14 protein-coding genes and 1 pseudogene are annotated in these 16703 nt (G+C 71.8%); 6 read left to right on the top strand and 9 right to left on the bottom strand.

What is annotated here, in order from left to right; genetic code table 11:
• Positions 1-93: 93 nt before the first annotated feature.
• Positions 94-1320, bottom strand: a complete 1227-nt coding sequence (gene rocD / locus P2424_RS26320; protein WP_276478190.1) for an ornithine--oxo-acid transaminase — start codon at positions 1318-1320, stop codon at positions 94-96.
• A gap of 241 nt (positions 1321-1561) precedes the next feature.
• Between rocD and trpS the strand changes: the two genes are divergently transcribed.
• The 3 genes and pseudogenes from trpS to P2424_RS26305 all read left to right on the top strand — a co-directional run.
• Positions 1562-2575 (top strand): tryptophan--tRNA ligase, encoded by a 1014-nt coding sequence (trpS, locus tag P2424_RS26315; protein ID WP_276478189.1) that lies wholly within the window; start codon positions 1562-1564, stop codon positions 2573-2575.
• Between the two features lie 11 nt (positions 2576-2586).
• A complete protein-coding gene (locus P2424_RS26310; RefSeq protein WP_276478188.1) occupies positions 2587-3270 on the top strand; it encodes a 2'-5' RNA ligase family protein in 684 nt (227 codons plus the stop codon).
• 109 nt (positions 3271-3379) lie between these two features.
• Positions 3380-4246 (top strand): annotated as a pseudogene (locus P2424_RS26305) (YhjD/YihY/BrkB family envelope integrity protein); the annotation flags it as partial.
• Positions 4247-4535: 289 nt separating this feature from the next.
• On the opposite strand, the gene P2424_RS26300 reads toward P2424_RS26305, so the two are convergent.
• Positions 4536-5879, bottom strand: coding sequence for a D-alanyl-D-alanine carboxypeptidase (locus tag P2424_RS26300; RefSeq protein ID WP_276479140.1), 1344 nt, complete (start codon positions 5877-5879; stop codon positions 4536-4538).
• A gap of 260 nt (positions 5880-6139) precedes the next feature.
• Here P2424_RS26300 and P2424_RS26295 point away from each other — a divergent pair, with 260 nt between their 5' ends.
• Both P2424_RS26295 and P2424_RS26290 read left to right on the top strand, forming a co-directional pair.
• Positions 6140-6379, top strand: coding sequence for a hypothetical protein (locus P2424_RS26295; protein ID WP_276479139.1), 240 nt, complete (start codon positions 6140-6142; stop codon positions 6377-6379).
• A gap of 52 nt (positions 6380-6431) precedes the next feature.
• A complete protein-coding gene (locus P2424_RS26290; RefSeq protein ID WP_276478187.1) occupies positions 6432-7871 on the top strand; it encodes a metallophosphoesterase in 1440 nt (479 codons plus the stop codon).
• A gap of 26 nt (positions 7872-7897) precedes the next feature.
• On the opposite strand, the gene P2424_RS26285 is transcribed toward P2424_RS26290, so the two are convergent.
• The 6 genes from P2424_RS26285 to P2424_RS26260 form a co-directional block, all read right to left on the bottom strand.
• On the bottom strand, positions 7898-9169 hold the full coding sequence (locus P2424_RS26285; protein WP_276478186.1) for an acyl-CoA thioesterase/BAAT N-terminal domain-containing protein: 1272 nt from the start codon (positions 9167-9169) through the stop codon (positions 7898-7900).
• Between the two features lie 110 nt (positions 9170-9279).
• Positions 9280-10059: a succinate dehydrogenase iron-sulfur subunit gene (locus P2424_RS26280; RefSeq protein WP_276478185.1), complete on the bottom strand. Its 780-nt coding sequence runs from the start codon at positions 10057-10059 to the stop codon at positions 9280-9282.
• Positions 10059-11822: a succinate dehydrogenase flavoprotein subunit gene (sdhA, locus tag P2424_RS26275; RefSeq protein WP_276478184.1), complete on the bottom strand. Its 1764-nt coding sequence runs from the start codon at positions 11820-11822 to the stop codon at positions 10059-10061. Before sdhA ends, P2424_RS26280 begins: the two co-directional genes overlap by 1 nt.
• 31 nt (positions 11823-11853) lie before the next feature.
• The gene (locus P2424_RS26270; protein WP_276478183.1) at positions 11854-12351 is read right to left on the bottom strand and encodes a succinate dehydrogenase hydrophobic membrane anchor subunit; all 498 of its coding nucleotides are present in this window, start codon (positions 12349-12351) and stop codon (positions 11854-11856) included.
• A gap of 6 nt (positions 12352-12357) precedes the next feature.
• Positions 12358-12738 (bottom strand): succinate dehydrogenase, cytochrome b556 subunit, encoded by a 381-nt coding sequence (gene sdhC, locus P2424_RS26265; RefSeq protein ID WP_276478182.1) that lies wholly within the window; start codon positions 12736-12738, stop codon positions 12358-12360.
• A 204-nt stretch (positions 12739-12942) separates the two neighbouring features.
• Entirely contained in the window at positions 12943-13458 is a 516-nt protein-coding gene (locus P2424_RS26260; RefSeq protein ID WP_276478181.1) for a 2-oxo-4-hydroxy-4-carboxy-5-ureidoimidazoline decarboxylase, read from the bottom strand.
• 162 nt (positions 13459-13620) lie between these two features.
• On the opposite strand from P2424_RS26260, the gene P2424_RS26255 reads away from it, so the two are divergent.
• Positions 13621-15261, top strand: coding sequence for a glycoside hydrolase family 20 protein (locus P2424_RS26255; protein WP_276478180.1), 1641 nt, complete (start codon positions 13621-13623; stop codon positions 15259-15261).
• 37 nt (positions 15262-15298) lie between these two features.
• Here the strand turns inward: P2424_RS26255 and P2424_RS26250 are convergent, their stop codons facing one another.
• Entirely contained in the window at positions 15299-16588 is a 1290-nt protein-coding gene (locus P2424_RS26250; protein ID WP_276478179.1) for a hypothetical protein, read from the bottom strand.
• Positions 16589-16703: the final 115 nt, after the last annotated feature.

Here is a 16703-nt window from a genome sequence, read left to right as displayed (position 1 = left end):
GAGTCACCCCGCGACGCACAGGGCGCCGCCGCCCGGAGGGGCCGGGCGGCGGCGCCGTGCCGTGCGGGCCGTGTCAGTCGACCGGCGGCGGGGTCAGCTCGTGAGCACGGACCTGAGCTGGTCCAGGCCCCAGTCCAGGTCCTCCCTGGAGATGCACAGCGGCGGGGCCAGCCGGATGGTGGAGCCGTGGGTGTCCTTGGCCAGCACCCCGCGGGCCAGCAGCCGTTCGGAGATCTCGCGGCCGGTGCCGTACGACGGATCGATGTCGACCCCCGCCCACAGGCCGCGGCCGCGGACCTCGCGGACGGCCGTGGTCGGGAGCAGGCGCAGCTCCCGGTGCAGGTGTTCGCCCAGGTCCTTGGCGCGCTGCTGGTACTCGCCGCTGCGCAGCATCTCCAGGACCTCCAGCGCCACCGCGCAGGCCAGCGGGTTGCCGCCGAACGTCGAGCCGTGCTCGCCGGGGCGGAAGACGCCCAGCACCTCGCGGGTGGAGACGACGGCCGAGACGGGCACCACGCCGCCGCCCAGCGCCTTGCCCAGCACGTACATGTCGGGGACGACGCCCTCCTGCTCGCAGGCGAAGGTGGCGCCGGTGCGGCCGAGCCCGGACTGGATCTCGTCGGCGATGAACAGCACCCCGCGGGAGCGGGTCAGCTCGCGGACCCCGGCGAGATACCCGGGCGGGGGCTCCAGAACGCCCGCTTCACCCTGGATGGGCTCCAGGAGGACGGCCACCGTGTGTGCGTCGACGGCCTCCTCCAGCGCCGCGAGATCGCCGTAGGGGACGATCTCGAAGCCCGGCGTGTACGGTCCGTAGTCGGCCCGGGCCTCCTCGTCGGTCGAGAAGCTGATGATCGTCGTGGTGCGGCCGTGGAAGTTGTTGTCGGCGACGACGATCTTCGCCTGTCCGTCGGGGACCCCCTTGACCTGGTAGCCCCATTTGCGCGCCGTCTTGACGGCGGTCTCCACCGCCTCGGCGCCGGTGTTCATGGGCAGCACCATCTCCATGCCGCACAGCTCCGCGAGCTGCGCGGCGAAGTCCGCGAAGCGGTCGTTGTGGAAGGCACGCGAGGTGAGGGTGGCCCGGTCGAGCTGGGCCTTGGCCGCCGCGATCAGGCGCGGGTTGCGATGGCCGAAGTTCAGCGCCGAGTAGCCGGCCAGCATGTCGAGATAGCGGCGCCCCTCGACGTCGGTCACCCACGCGCCGTCCGCGGTGGCGATGACGACAGGGAGCGGATGGTAGTTGTGCGCGCTGTGAGCCTCCGCTGTGGCGATGCTCTGTGCGCTCGAGGCGCTTGAGAGGGTGGGTTGCGTCGACATCGTCGTCTCCGTTCCGCCGTGCATACCGGCATACCTGCCCGGTGGGGCCGCACCTTTCTATCGTCCCTCGGCAGGCGGGGGGTACGAGAGCGCCCGATCGGTTCCGCCGCGCGCCCCCGGCCCGGGCCGTGAGCCCCCGTGCCTCCGTGCCGGGCCCGCGTGCTCCCGCGGATCTCTCCCGTGCCCCAGGTCACCCGGGACGGGGGCATCGGCCGGTCCGGACACCTGAGAGAATGACGGCATGGTCAATGATCGTCCTCGTGTGCTGTCCGGTATCCAGCCCACTGCCGGTTCGTTCCATCTCGGCAACTACCTCGGTGCCGTGCGCCAGTGGGTGGCCCTCCAGGAGACCCACGACGCCTTCTACATGGTCGTCGACCTGCACGCCCTGACGATCCCCAAGGACCCGGCCGACCTGCGCGACAACTCGCGGCTGGCCGCGGCGCAGCTCCTGGCCGCCGGACTGGACCCGCAGCGGTGCACGCTCTTCCTGCAGAGCCACGTGCCCGAGCACACCCAGCTGAGCTGGATCGTGGAGTGCCTGACCGGGTTCGGCGAGGCCGCGCGCATGACGCAGTTCAAGGACAAGTCGGCCAAGCAGGGCACCGACCACACCAGCGTCGGGCTGTTCACCTACCCGGCACTGATGGTGGCGGACATCCTGGTCTACCAGGCCCACCAGGTGCCGGTGGGCGAGGACCAGCGCCAGCACCTGGAGCTGACCCGCACCATCGCCGAGCGCTTCAACGGGCGGTACGGCGCCACCTTCCCCGTGCCCGAGGCGTACATCCTCAAGGAGACGGCGAAGATCTACGACCTCCAGGACCCCGGGGTCAAGATGAGCAAGTCGGCGTCCACTCCCAAGGGCCTCGTCGAGCTGCTGGACGAGCCGAAGACCACCGCGAAGAAGATCAAGAGCGCGGTCACCGACACCGACACCGTCATCCGCTTCGACCAGGACAAGAAGCCCGGCATCAGCAACCTGCTGACGATCCACGCCACGCTCACCGGTTCCGGAATCCAGGAACTGGAGGATAAGTACGCGGGCAAGGGCTACGGTGCGCTGAAGACCGACCTCGCGGAGATCGTCACCGAGTGGGTGACACCTTTCCGCACCCGGACGCAGGAATTCATGGACGACCCGGCGGCGCTGGACAAGATCCTGGCCGACGGCGCGGAGAAGGCCAGGGCCGTGGCGAGCGAGACGCTGCGGACCGTGTACGACAAGGTGGGCCTCGTGCCCGGCAGGCAGTGAAGGGAGAACCTATGGGCGCGGGAGCGACCGTCACCCTCGGCGTATCGCTCGCTGTCCCGGAGCCGTACGGCACACTGCTCCAGGCGCGGCGGGCCTCTTTCGGCGACGCCGCCGCCCATGGCATCCCCACCCACATCACGCTGCTGCCGCCCACCGAGGTGCCCGCCGCGGCCCGGCCGGAGATCGAGGCGCATCTGGCGGCCGTGGCGCTGGCCGGACGCGCCTTCCCGGTGCGGCTCTCCGGCACCGGCACCTTCCGGCCGCTCTCGCCGGTGGTCTTCGTCCAGGTCGTCGAAGGAGCCACGGCCTGCTCCCGGCTCCAGGAGCAGGTCCGCGACCCGCAGGGCCCGCTCGATCGCGAGCTGCACTTCCCGTACCACCCGCACGTGACCGTCGCGCACGGCATTCCGGAGCCCGCCATGGACCGCGCCCACCGGGAGCTGGCCGACTTCGAGTGCGCCTGGACGGCCGCCGGGTTCGCCCTCTACGAGCAGGGCGCGGACCAGGTGTGGCGGCTCAAGCGCGAGTTCCCGTTCGCGCAGCACCCCAGCGCCGGCCCGGGCCCGGCGGCCGGCCCCGGCCATCCGCAGGGCCCCGGGGTGGAGGCCGCGCCCAGCTTCGAGGTCACCCTCCCGTCCGGAACCTGCCGCCCGCCGTACCAGCGGCGCTCGGCCCGCCCGCCCGCCACGCTCTGACCGCCTCCCCCGGACGGGGAACGCCGAGCAGGGCAGCGCCCCCGCGGCGTGCGGTACGCGATACCGTCCGGTGACGGCTGGAGCGCGCGGGGCTGGGCAGGTGGCTGGTGTGGAAAAACTGACGAAGCTGCCGATCGTGGGCTCGTCCCTCGCCCGGCTCCGCGCCACCCGCCTCTGGCGGATCTACGAGCACCTGGACACCCGGAAGTGGACCCGGCTCGCCGCCGCCATCACCTTCAACAGCTTCCTCGCGCTGTTCCCGATGCTGGCCGTGGGCGCCGCCGTGGCGGCCGCGCTGCTCTCGCACGGCCAGATGACCCGGCTCCAGAACACCCTGACCGAGCAGGTGCCGGGCATCTCCGACCGGCTGGAACTCCAGTCGCTGGTGGACAACGCGGGCACCGTCGGCGGCATCGCGGGCGGACTGCTGCTGCTCACCGGCGGCCGCTGGGTCGGCGTACTGCGCGAGAGCCTGCGGGCCATGTGGGACCTGGAGGAGGACCCCGGCAACCTCGTCGTGCGCCGCGCCGTCGACGTCGGCATCCTGCTGGGCCTCGGCGTCGTCGGACTGGTCTCCTTCGGCGGCTCCGCCTTCGCCGTGACCGCCGTCACCCGGGTCGCCGAGCGCCTGGAACTGGCCGAGGGCGGAGTGGGCACGGTACTGCTGCGCACCGCCGCCTACGCGGCGGCCGTCGCCGCCGACTTCCTGCTGCTGTGGTACGTCCTCACCCTGCTGCCCCGGGTGCGGCCGCCGCGCCGCGCGACGGTGGCGGCCGCCCTGCAGGGCGCGGTCGGCTTCGAACTGCTGAAGCTGCTGCTCGGCGGCTATCTGCAGCAGGTCGCCGCCAAGAACCTCTACGGCGCCTTCGGCGTCCCCATCGCGCTGCTGCTGTGGATCAGCTTCATGACCAAGCTGCTGCTCTACTGCGCCGCCTGGACGGCCACGGCCCCGGCACCCGACGGGGGCCCCGAGGACCGGCAGCCGGTCAAGGACCTGGCCGTGAGCGGCGACGACTCACCCGACGCCGAGGGCGCCGAGGGCAGCGAGCGCGAGGCCGCCGGGGGCAGCGAGGCCGCCACCGGCGGTGCGGCGGCCCGCGCCGGTGAGGAGTCCACCGCCGGGCCCGACACCACCGGAGAAGGCGCCACCGGCGAAGGGGGTCCGGACGCCACCGGCGGAGGCGAGACGGGCCCGGACGCCACCGGCGGAGGCGACACGGGACCGGACGCCACCGGCGGTCGGCACACCACCGGTGGCGCCGACGTCACCCGCGACGGCGGCGGGCCAGTTCCGGAAGCGGCCAGCGGCGGTGCACCCCGTACGCCACCAGAGCCAGGACGACCAGAACACCGGCCGTGATCCCCAGCGCGGTACCGGCACCGCCCGAGGGCTTGTCGGCGGAGTGCGCGGCGGCACGTGCGTCCGAGCCGCCCGCCTCACCGTCCTTGCCCGCCTGGGGGCCGCCGTTCGTCGCGCTGTCCGGTGCCGCCAGGAGACCGACCGGCTCCACCTTGCCGTCGGCGGCGAAGCCCCAGTCCAGCAGCTTGGCGGCCTCCTTGTAGACGCTGTGCGGCTCCTTCGCGTCCGGGTGCATCACCGTCACCAGCAGTACCCGGTCGCCGCGCTGCGCGACGCCGGTGAAGGTGTTGCCCGCGTTCGTCGTGAAGCCGTTCTTGACGCCCGCGATCCCCGGGTAGGGGTCGACACCGACATCACCGGTCAGCAGACGGTTGGTGTTCTGGATCTGGAAGCTCCCGCGCTTGGTCTTCCCGGTCTTCTTGTCCTTCTTCGTCTCGCCGGGGAACTTCGCGGTGGCGGTGGCCGCGTACTCGCGGAACTCCTCGTTCTGCAGGCCGGAGCGCGCGAACAGCGTCAGGTCGTAGGCGGAGGAGACCTGGCCCTCGTGGTCGTAGCCGTCCGGGCTGAGCACCTCGGTGTCCTCGGCGTGCAGCGCGCGGGCCTTCTCGTTCATCTCCCGCACCGTCTTCGGCACGCCGCCGTTCATCGCCGACAGCACGTGCACCGCGTCGTTGCCCGAGCGCAGGAAGACGCCGAGCCACAGGTCGTGCACCGTGTACGACTCGCCCTCCTTCACTCCGACGAGGCTGCTGCCCTCGCCCATCCCCTCCAGGTCGGACGGGACCACCTTGTGGCTGCGGTCCTTGGGCAGCTTGGGCAGCACCGTGTCGGCGAAGAGCATCTTCAGGGTGCTGGCCGGGGGCAGCCGCCAGTGCGCGTTGTGCGCGGCCAGCACCTTGCCCGACTCCGCGTCCGAGACGATCCACGAACGCCCCGAAAGCTTCTCGGGCAGCTCGGGCGCCCCCTCCTTCAGATTCACCTGGGTACCCGGCCGGCCCAGCTGCTCGCCGCCGATGGTCGACATCTGCGCCGGAGGCTTCGGCTCGGCCGGCTTGCCGCCCGGCTCGTTCTCGTCCGCGTAGGAGGGCTGGGCACCCGCGGCAGCCAGCAGGCAGAGGGCCAAGGCGGCGGACGCGAGGCCACCGCGCGCCGCCGTACGCCGCGTGCGCGCGGTGCCGCGCGGGCACGAGCGCGCGGCGGGAGCTGAATAATGCGAAGAAATGGGCACCCTGCGAACGTACAGGCCCATCGGCGCGCCGGGGACGCCGAGGCCCGCCAACCACGGGTCCAAGTAGCCCAACTCGCCCAGTGCCGTAGGCCAATGGGGGGTAGCGGGCAGCGCACCCGGACCCCCAGGGCCGTCCCGAAAGCTCACCAGGGGGGCGCCCGGCAGCCACCGACGGCACACCGGCCATACTGGACATCATGCGCGACGCCTCCACCACCCCGCCCACCGCGGACCCCGGCCCGGGGCCGGAAACTGAGTCCCCGGCCCGGCGGCGCACCGGGCTGGTGCTCTCCCGGCGCGTCTCCTGGTTCCTGCTCGCCTTCGGCGTCTGGTCGTGGTTCGTGTGGGTCACCTTCGTCAAAAACCTATGGAAGGACAGCAGCGGGCTGGCCTTCGACGACGCCGGTGCGCCCACGGGCTACTTCTGGGTCCATCTGCTGCTGGCGATCACTTCGTTCCTGCTGGGAACGGCCATCGGCGTGCTCGGACTGCGCGGACTGCGGGCGGCCCGGCGCACCTGAGGCGGGCGCGGAATCCGGTGAGCGGGGGAGACGAGGGGGAGGGACGACTTCCATGGTGGTTGTGTTCGTACTGATCGGGCTCATCGTGCTGGGCCTGCTGGCCGGCACGCACCTGTACCTGTGGCGGCGCTTGGTACGGGACGTGTCCGCGCCCCGGAGCGGGTGGCGCCGCCTGGGCACGGTGCCGGCGGTGCTGCTGCCGGTCACCACCCTCGGCGCGCTGGTCTCCGGCCGGGCCGGTGCCCCCTTCCTGACGGAGCAGATATTCGCCTGGCCGGGCTTCCTCTGGCTGGCCTGCCTGCTCTATCTGACCCTGGCGCTGCTCGCCGGAGAACTGGTGCGGTTCGTCCTGCGGCGCACCCCCTGGGGGAGGGCACGGTCGGTCCAGGCCCCCGCCACGGAGTCGGCCCCGGCCGTGGTGGAGCCGGCGCCGGTCGCGGAGCCGGTCACCCCTGCGGGCGGCCCTGCGGTCACCCCTGCGGGCGGCCCTGCGGTCACCCCTGCGGGCGGCCCGTCCCCGTCCGCCGGGGCGGCCGTCCCGACGGACGCCGCCGCGGAATCCGGTCACGCCGTCGCGGAATCCACCGCGACCGGCTCCACCGAGGCCGGGCCCGAGGCCGGGCCGCACCCCGACGAGCCGCACACCGTGCCCCTCGCCGCGCCTGTGTCCTCCCGCCGCGTCTTCCTCGCCCGCACGCTCGCCGTCACAGCGGGCGCCGCCGGGCTCGGCACCACCGCGGCCGGGGCCTACAGCGTGCTGAACGGGCCGACCCTCAAGCACGTCACCGTCCCGCTGGCCAAGCTGGGCCGCCGCACCCACGGCTATCGCGTCGCCGTCGTCAGCGACATCCACCTCGGGCCGATCCTGGGCCGCGGCCACACCCGGCGGATCGTCGACGCCATCAACGGCACCCAGCCCGACCTGGTGACGATCGTCGGCGACCTGGTCGACGGCAGCGTCGCCCACCTCGGCCCCGCCGCCGAGCCGCTGCGCGAGCTGCGCTCCCGGCACGGGACGTTCTTCGTGACGGGCAATCACGAGTACTTCGGCGACGCCCGCGCATGGATCGACCACCTGCGGGAGCTGAACGTCCACCCGCTGGAGAACGCCCGCCGCGAACTGCCCGGTTTCGACCTCGCCGGGGTCAACGACCTCGCCGGCGAGGAGCAGGGCGAAGGGCCCGACTTCGACCGGGCGCTCCGCGACCGGGACGCCGAGCGGGCCTGCGTGCTGATGGCGCACCAGCCGGTGCAGATCCACGAGGCCGTGGACCACGGCGTCGACCTCCAGCTCTCCGGCCACACCCACGGCGGCCAGCTGTGGCCCGGCAACCACCTGGCGGCGCTCGCCAACCCGACCGTCGCCGGACTCGAACGCTACGGCGACACCCAGCTCTACGTCACCCGCGGCGCGGGCGCCTGGGGCCCGCCGGTCCGCGTCGGCGCCGACTCGGACATCACCGTCGTCACCCTGGCCGCCAAGAAGGCGTAGTCAGGCCGCGCCGAGCGGGCCGCCGCTCACCGCTCCAGCAGGTCGAGAGCCCGTGGCCAGGAACTGCTGCGTGCGGCCTGGTCCGCCTCCGCGGTGGCGGCGACGGCGCCGTCCCGGCCGCCCTCCTGGCCCGGCTGACCCAGCGGGAACCAGTTCACATGGTGGCCGGCGTCCGGATACACCAGCTTCTTCGCGCCTTGCCGGGCCATGGCGGCGGCCGAGGCGGCCGAGCCCCACATCTTGTCGTTGCCGCCCGCGACGGCCAGCACCGTGCCGCGCACCCGGTCCAGCGGGATCGGCCCGGTCGGGACCGGCTCCCCGTGGTCCGTCCATGCGGTCGTACCGCTCAGATACGGACCGTTGACCTTGGACGACGGCGCGTACGCGATCACGTCGCGGAACACGTCAGGGCGCCGCTGCCCGAGCAGCTGCGCGGCCTCGCTGCCGCGCGAGTTGCCCATCACGGCCAGCTTCTCCGGATCGGCGCCCCGCTGCTTGCGGAGCAGCCGCCCGGCCCGCGTGAAGTAGTCCAGATCGATGCTGTCGATGCCGTTCGGGCGCCCGGAGTCCTTCCCGCAGCGGAAGTAGCACACCGACATCGCCGGGTGCCCGTGCGAGGCGAGCAGCGCGGCCGTGTACGTACCGGAGTTGCCCCCCTCCGAGCCGCCGAACACCAGCACGGGCGCCTTCGGGTCCCCGCCGCCGCTCCGCCCTTCGGGCGGCAGGTAGAGATCGCCCGCCACCTTGTCCCCGGCGACGGTCAGCTCACGGTGCGTGGTGCCCTTCGTCAGCCACTGCCGGACCAGGTCGCGGCGTGCCACCCGCTCGCCCTCGTCCTTCCCGGACAGCGCGGTGGCGGTGAGCCGCACCGAGTAGGAGCGCTGCTGCCCGGGCGGGCCCGGGTGGTACGAGAACGCCTTACCGCTGCCGATCAGCTTCTTCGCCCGGCCGCCGGTCGGCAGCATCCGCTCCAGCAGGTCCGCGGTGCCGCCGCTGCCCAGATCGACGGCGCCGTCCTCGTCCGCCGTCCGCCGCACCTCCGCGGCCCACCGCTGGTCGTGCCGGTCCTTCGCCCCGGCGGTGATCCTGACCTTCGTGCCCGGGGTGAGCCCTTCGAGCCGTACGTGCACCGGCGCGTCCGCGCGTGCGACCGGGTGGTCCGCCGCGAAGCGCACTCCGTGCTGCCCGGTCGGCTTCGGCGTCGCCTGGTCCTTCGCGGGGTCGCTCGCCCCACAGGCCGTCGCGGCGAGGGCCATGGCCACTGCCGTTGCCGTCGGTGCGATCCGTATGCGTCCCATCGTCCGCACCATACGCACTCTTCCCCGGCGCCCCCTTGCGGGGGGCGCGCGAAAAGACCCTCGCCCCGGAGGCGGGGCGAGGGCCGGAAGAGGAGTCTTCCGTGCAGGGGTCAGAAGCGGCGGGTGATCAGGGCCCGCTTGACCTCCTGGATGGCCTTCGTGACCTCGATACCCCGCGGACACGCGTCCGTGCAGTTGAACGTGGTGCGGCAGCGCCACACCCCGTCCCGGTCGTTGAGGATCTCCAGCCGCTGCTCGCCGCCCTCGTCGCGCGAGTCGAAGATGAACCGGTGCGCGTTGACGATGGCCGCGGGCCCGAAGTACTGGCCGTCGTTCCAGAAGACCGGGCACGACGAGGTGCACGCGGCGCACAGGATGCACTTGGTGGTGTCGTCGAACCGCTCCCGGTCCGCGGCGGACTGGTAGCGCTCACGGGTGGGCTCGTTGCCGTTGGTGATGAGGAAGGGCATCACGTCGCGGTAGGCCTGGAAGAACGGCTCCATGTCGACGACCAGGTCCTTGAGGACCGTGAGCCCCTTGATCGGCTCGACCGTGATCGGCTTCTCGGGGTTGATGTCCTTCAGCAGCGTCTTGCACGCGAGCCGGTTGCGCCCGTTGATCCGCATGGCGTCCGAGCCGCAGATGCCGTGGGCGCAGGAGCGGCGGAAGGTGAGGGTGCCGTCCTGTTCCCACTTGATCTGGTGGAGCGCGTCGAGGACGCGTTCCTTCGGGTCGATCTTCAGCGTGAAGTCCTGCCACTGGGCGTCCTCGGAGACCTCCGGGTTGAACCGGCGGATCCGCAGCGTGAGGGTGATCAGGTGCGAGGCGCTGTTCTCGGCCGAGTCGACGGGCCCGGCGGAGTCGTTCTTGTCCAGCGTTGCGGTGCTCATCAGTACTTACGCTCCATCGGCTGGTAGCGGGTCTGCACGACCGGCTTGTAGTCCAGCCGGATCGACTCGGTGCCGTCGTCGCCCACCTCGCGGTACGCCATGGTGTGCCGCATGAAGTTGACGTCGTCGCGGTTGGGGAAGTCCTCGCGGTAGTGACCGCCGCGCGACTCCTTGCGGGCGAGCGCGGAGACCGCCGTGACCTCGGCCAGGTCGAGCAGGTTGCCCAACTCCAGGGCCTCCAGCAGGTCGGTGTTGAAGCGCTTGCCCTTGTCCTGGACGCTGATGTCGCGGAAGCGCTTGCGCAGGGCGCCGATCTCCTCGACGGCTTCCTTCAGCGTCTGCTCGGTGCGGAAGACCATGACGTTCTTGTCCATGGTGGCCTGCAACGCCTTGCGGATGTCGACCACGCGCTCGTTGCCGGTGGCGTCGCGCAGGTTCTCGATCTCGTCGAGGACGAACGTGGCCGGGTCCTCGGGCAGCTCGACGTGGTCGGCCGTGGCCGCGTACTCGGCGGCGGCGATGCCGGCCCGGCGGCCGAAGACGTTGATGTCCAGCAGCGAGTTGGTGCCCAGCCGGTTGGCACCGTGCACCGAGACGCAGGCGACCTCGCCGGCCGCGTACAGGCCGGGGATGGGGGTGCTGTTGTCCGCCAGCACCTCACCCCGCACGTTGGTCGGGATGCCGCCCATCGCGTAGTGCGCGGTCGGCTGGATCGGCACCGGGTCGGTGTAGGGCTCGATGCCCAGGTAGGTGCGCGCGAACTCGGTGATGTCGGGCAGCTTGGCGTCGAGCTGCTCCGGCGGCAGGTGCGTGAGGTCCAGGTAGACGTGGTCCTTGTCGGCACCGCAGCCGCGGCCCTCGCGGATCTCGGTGTAGATCGCGCGGGAGACGACGTCACGCGAGGCGAGGTCCTTCATGACGGGCGCGTACTTCTCCATGAAGCGCTCACCGTCCTTGTTCCGCAGGATGCCGCCCTCGCCGCGGGCGCCCTCGGTGAGCAGGATGCCCATCTTCCAGATGCCGGTCGGGTGGAACTGGAAGAACTCCATGTCCTCCAGCGGCAGCCCGCGCCGGAACGCGGCGGCCTGGCCGTCGCCGGTCAGGGTGTGCGCGTTGGAGGTGACCTTGAAGAACTTGCCGTTGCCGCCGGAGGCGAAGACCACGGACTTGGCGCGGAAGACGTGCACGTCACCGGTGGCCAGGTCGTAGGCGACGACTCCGGCGGTCCTGCGGATGCCGTCCACGTCGTTGAGGAGCAGGTCCAGGACGTAGAACTCGTTGAAGAACTCCACACCCTCCTTGACGCAGTTCTGGTACAGCGTCTGGAGGATCATGTGGCCGGTGCGGTCCGCGGCGTAGCAGGAGCGGCGCACCGGGGCTTCGCCGTGGTTGCGCGAGTGCCCGCCGAACCGCCGCTGGTCGATGGTGCCGTCCGGGGTGCGGTTGAAGGGCAGGCCCATCTTCTCCAGGTCGAGGACGGAGTCGATGGCCTCCTTCGCCAGGATCTCGGCGGCGTCCTGGTCGACCAGGTAGTCGCCGCCCTTGATCGTGTCGAAGGTGTGCCACTCCCAGTTGTCCTCCTCGACGTTGGCGAGGGCGGCGGCCATGCCGCCCTGCGCCGCGCCGGTGTGGGAGCGGGTGGGGTAGAGCTTGGTCAGCACCGCGGTGCGGCTGCGCTTGGTGGACTCGATGGCCGCGCGCATACCGGCGCCGCCCGCGCCGACGATGACGGTGTCGTACTTGTGGATCTTGACGTTGTTCATCGGGAAAACCTCAGCCTTCAGCCCCGGTACGTCAGCGGATGTTCGGGTCGAAGGTGAAGATCACCAGCGTGCCCAGCAGGACGGTGAAGACGGTGGCCGTGTAGAGCAGCATCTTCAGCCAGAAGCGGGTGTTGTCGCGCTCGGCGTAGTCGTTGATCACCGTGCGCAGCCCGTTGGCGCCGTGCAGCATCGCCAGCCACAGCATCGTCAGGTCCCACACCTGCCAGAACGGCGAGGCCCAGCGGCCCGCGACGAACGCGAAGCCGATCTTGCTGACGCCGCCGTCCAGCACCAGTTGGATCAGCAGGTGGCCCAGGACGAGCACCACCAGCACGATGCCCGACAGCCGCATGAACAGCCATGTCTGCATCTCGAAATTGCCGCGGGACGCCTTGGGCGTCTTCGCGGTCCGCTTGCGCGGCGGTTCGATGACGGGGGCGGGGTGGTCCACGTCGTACAGCGTGACGCTGTCGGTGGGCTCGTCCGCGCCGTCGTTCCTGGCGGCCTCGGTCGTCTCGGTCGTCGACATCACGGATCAGCTCCCGAACAGCTCGCGCAGCGTGTGCTGCAGGACCGGGTAGAAGGCACCGGCCATGAGGACGAACCACACGCCCAGCACGGTCCACAGCATCTGCTTCTGGTACCTCGCGCCCTTCGACCAGAAGTCCACGGCGATGACCCGCAGGCCGTTCAGCGCGTGGAAGAGGATGGCGGCCACCAGGCCGTATTCCATCAGGTTGACGAGCGGAGTCTTGTAGATCGCGACAGTGTCGTCGTACGCCTCGGGCGAGACGCGGACGAGCGCGGTGTCGAGGACGTGCACGAACAGGAAGAAGAAGATGAGGACGCCGGTGACTCGGTGAGCCACCCAGGACCACATTCCTTCCCGGCCGCGGTACAGCGTTCCAGCCGGCACGGATAAACCCTCCGGGAGCGGATATTGGGGCCTGCCGGCTTCGGTAGGTCGGGCGGGCCCGGCCGGGTACGGTCCACCGGCCTCGGTCATCGTAGCGACGGGTTGTCGGCACGTTCGCCCAGGGGTGTGCAGGTGTGATCAATCAGGCACGGACGGCCTATCCGCGGTGTGAGCGGCGACACACCGCAGGCCCCGCGGCGGGGCTCAGTCCGCCGGTCGGGGTGCCGCCAGCCGGCCGAGCCGCCCGCGCGCCAGCCGCCGCAGCTCCTCCGCGGTGACCGCCCACTCCTCGTCGGCATCGTTCTCCAACCGCAACCTGATCCCCGCCAGCACCTGGTCCAGTCGCTCCTCGGCGGCGAACCCGTCCAGGCAGTACAGGAACGCGTGTCCGAATTTCCGCTCGTACGCGCCGTGCGCCGCCCGCAGGGCCGTGTGCGCGGCGAGTACGCCCGGTTGCGGCTCACTCTCCAGGGGGTGCGCGGCCGACTCGCAGACCAGCGCCTCCCGCAGATCGGCCGGGGTGAGGTCGTAGCTCGCCTCGTCGGCCGCCGCCAGCAGTGCCGCCACGTCCGGGTAGGGCCGGTGCGCCACGAGCCGGCGCGCCCAGCGCCGGCTACCGCAGCAGCGCAGCAGCAGCGGCTCGACCGTCGCGAGGGGTGCGCTGTTGAACCGGTCCAGAGGTGTCCGCGTCCCCGGGCGGGGAGAGATGGGAAGGGTCATGCGCTCCGTAAGTCCGAAGGATCCGGATGTGGACCCGGATGCGCCACGGTAGTGGCGACCAGGCAAGATCGGCCGTCCGAGTCGCGTTTTTCACCCGTAAGGGAACGCGCGGGCACGCATAGCTGACGGGGAAGGGTTGGGAAGGGGAAATACCGTATCCGTATGGGACGAAACTGGTCGAAGAAGTCGCGACGGACTGCCACCGGGGCGCTCCGCCGCACCGGCGCGCCGCTGGCACTCACCCTCGCCGTCAGCCTGCTCGGCCTGACCGCCTGCGGCGGTGACGGCGGCGGGGGCAACGACTCCCCCTCCGCCTCCGGAAGCGGATCGGCGCAGCCGCCCAAGGGCCCCGACCGGCTCGGCCCCGCACCCTCGGCCGTGCCCTCGGTGCGCCAGTGGAAGGCCGTACGGGGTCCGGGCTGGCAGCGCACGGACCGCACCAGGGTCGTCCCCGGTGCCGACTCGCTCCGCGACGAGGCGAAGCTGCTCGCCGACGAGCTGAAGGTGCCGGTCGCCAAGGGGCCGTCCCACACCGGCGACATCGAGCTCAAGCGCGGCGAGGACGGCGGGAAGTCCCCCGGCGGCAAGGTGAACGGCGGCCCCGAGAGCTACCGGCTGGTCAGCGAGGACGGCAAGATCACCATCACCGGAGGCGGCGACGCCGGAGTCTTCTACGGCACCCGCACCCTCCTCCAGACCTGGCGGGCCCAAGGCCGCTTCGCCGAGGGCACCGTCGCCGACGCCCCCGACCGCCCGCAGCGCGGCTTCTCCCTGGACATCGCACGCAAGAACTTCAGCGCCGACTGGATCGAGGCCCGGATCCGCGAGATGGGCGACCTCAAACTCAACCAGCTCCAGCTCCACCTCTCCGACGACCAGGCGTTCCGCATCGAGAGCGACACCCACCCCGAGATCGTCTCCGACCCCCACCTGACCAAGGCGCAGGTCCGCGGCATCGTCGACCTCGCCGCCTCCCGGCACATCACCGTCATCCCCGAGATCGACTCGCCCGGCCACCTCGGCGCCGTCCTGAAGGCCCACCCCGACCTGCAACTGCGCAGCGCCTCGGGCGCCACCCCGCGGGGCGCGATCGACATCAGCAAGCCCGCCGCCGCCAAACTCGTCGACGAACTGCTGGTCGAGTTCGCCGATCTGTTCCCCGGCAAGTGGGCGCACGCGGGCGGTGACGAGTACCAGGCACTGATGGCGGAGAACCCGGAGCAGACCTACCCCGGGCTCGCGAAGAAGGCACGGGAGGAGTTCGGGGACCAGGCCACCGTCCAGGACCTGGCGACCGCCTGGCTCAACGACCGCGCCGCGACCCTGGACAAGCAGGGCAAGATTCCGCAGGTGTGGAACGACGGCATGCACCGCGGCGGCGTCGTCAAGCCGAACAAGCCCCGCGAGGTCGCCTACTGGACCGGACGGGAAGCGGGCGAGCGGGAGCCGTCCGAGTACCTGAAGGAGGGCTGGAAGGTCGTCAACCTCAACGACGAGTACCTGTACTACGTCCTCGGCCAGCCCAACAACTTCACCTACCCGACCGGCCGGCGCATCTACGAGGAGTGGACCCCCGCCGTGGTGCGCGGCGCCGAGCCGGTGCCGGACAAGTGGGCCGGGCGGGACCGCATCCTCGGCGGCCGGTTCGCCGTCTGGGGCGACCTCGCCGACGCGCAGACCACCGGACAGGTCGCCCGCGGGATCCGGCTGCCGCTCGCCGCGACGGCCCAGAAGCTGTGGGACCCGCAGCAGCCCGAACGCTCCTGGGACGACTTCGTGAAGCTGGTCGACAAGGTGGACTGACCGGGACCGGCCCGCCGCCGGGCCGGCGGACGCCGTCTCACCAGTAGGTGTGCGCCGGCCACGGCTCGAACTTGGCGAAGTCCAGCGGGTCGTCGTCCTCGTCGAGTTCGGCGAAGCCCGGCGCGGCGAAGGCGCCGCGCAGCCACGAGAGCAGGACGTCGGTCAGGGAACCCTCCAGCGCGGGCCCCTGACGGGCGTGCCGCGGCCAGACGAGCAGTGGCCAGCGGTCCGGATCCGCGCCCTCGGTCAGCCAGCCCAGCACGTCGCCGTCGATGGAGTTGGCGAACGGCAGGAAGCCGCCCGGCTCCGGCCAGACCGCCAGCGGATACTGCTCTGGCCAGTTGCCCTTCAGTGTTCGATAGGCGTCGCCGACCTGCTGCACGTGCCAGCCGAATCCGCCGCCCGCCTCCGGATCGGCGGCCGCCCCCGCACGGCGCAGCGGGGTGTGGAAGCGCAGCCACTCCGACCAGCAGCCCGCACCGTAGGTCTCGAGCAGGATGACGTACTCGTGCGGCAGCCTGGTGCCCAGCTCGGCGAAGAGGGGCTCCCAGCCCTCGCCCGCCGCATCGCCCAGGTAGGGCTGCTCCGGCGGCGGGACGAGCGCGGTCAGCGCCGCGAGCCCGCTGCCCTCGCGCAACGCGGCCCGCCGCGCGGGGTCGTGCTCCACCGTGGGCGGCGGCGGGGTCCAGCGGGCGGCCTCGGGAAGGTAGGCGGTGCGCTGTGCGGTTCCGGGCAGCGGTCCGAACTGGCCGCCGCCGTCCATGGGGATGCCGGTGGTCAGCAGGGCGGTCAAGGTTGCGGTGGCGGTGCCGCCGAGGCGGTACCAGGGGCGGCTCTCCGAGGTGGCGTCCGGGTCCGGGCTGGGATAGACGTTCCAGTCGAAGAGGACGACGGGCCACGCGTCCGGGTTCTCGGGGGCGGAGGTGTCCCACAGGAGCACCCCGCCGCCCCGCGTCTGGCCCCACGCCAGCAGCCCACCGGGCGCGGGATGGAAGAGCGGCGGCCCCTCGGTACCGGTGCCCCGGGCGCTGATCCGGGTCTGCCGGTGGGTGTCGTGCAGCCAGTCCGCGTAGTCGAACCTGCCCTCTTGGACACACGGCGCGTGCACCCAGACGTAGGCGCCGAGGTCGAGCGGCCCGTAGGCGGTGACCAACTCCTTGTAGTCCCGGGGCAGTCGCAGGCCCAGCCAGGACTCCACGGCCGGCCAGTCCACCGGAACGGGCGCGGGGGGCGAGGGCGGTGTCGTGCCCGGTCCGGTGCCGGGCAGCGCGAAGTGCGCCGCCAGCGCGGAGAGTCCGGATGACGGGGAGGGCGTGGTGCCGTTCATGCGTCCGCATCGTGGCACGGGCGGCTCCGGCCGGCGGCACCAGGGGCGGCGGAGGGGAGCACCGCGAGTGCCGGAGGAGGGGAACGGGCTCCGGACCGGCGGAGAAAGCCGAGGG

Origin of the sequence: Streptomyces sp. WMMB303, assembly GCF_029351045.1 — a bacterium.
In the GTDB taxonomy this organism is placed as follows: Bacteria; Actinomycetota; Actinomycetes; order Streptomycetales; family Streptomycetaceae; genus Streptomyces.
The sequence above is the reverse complement of the archived record's forward strand: the minus strand, read 5'-3'. Positions and strand labels throughout refer to the sequence as shown.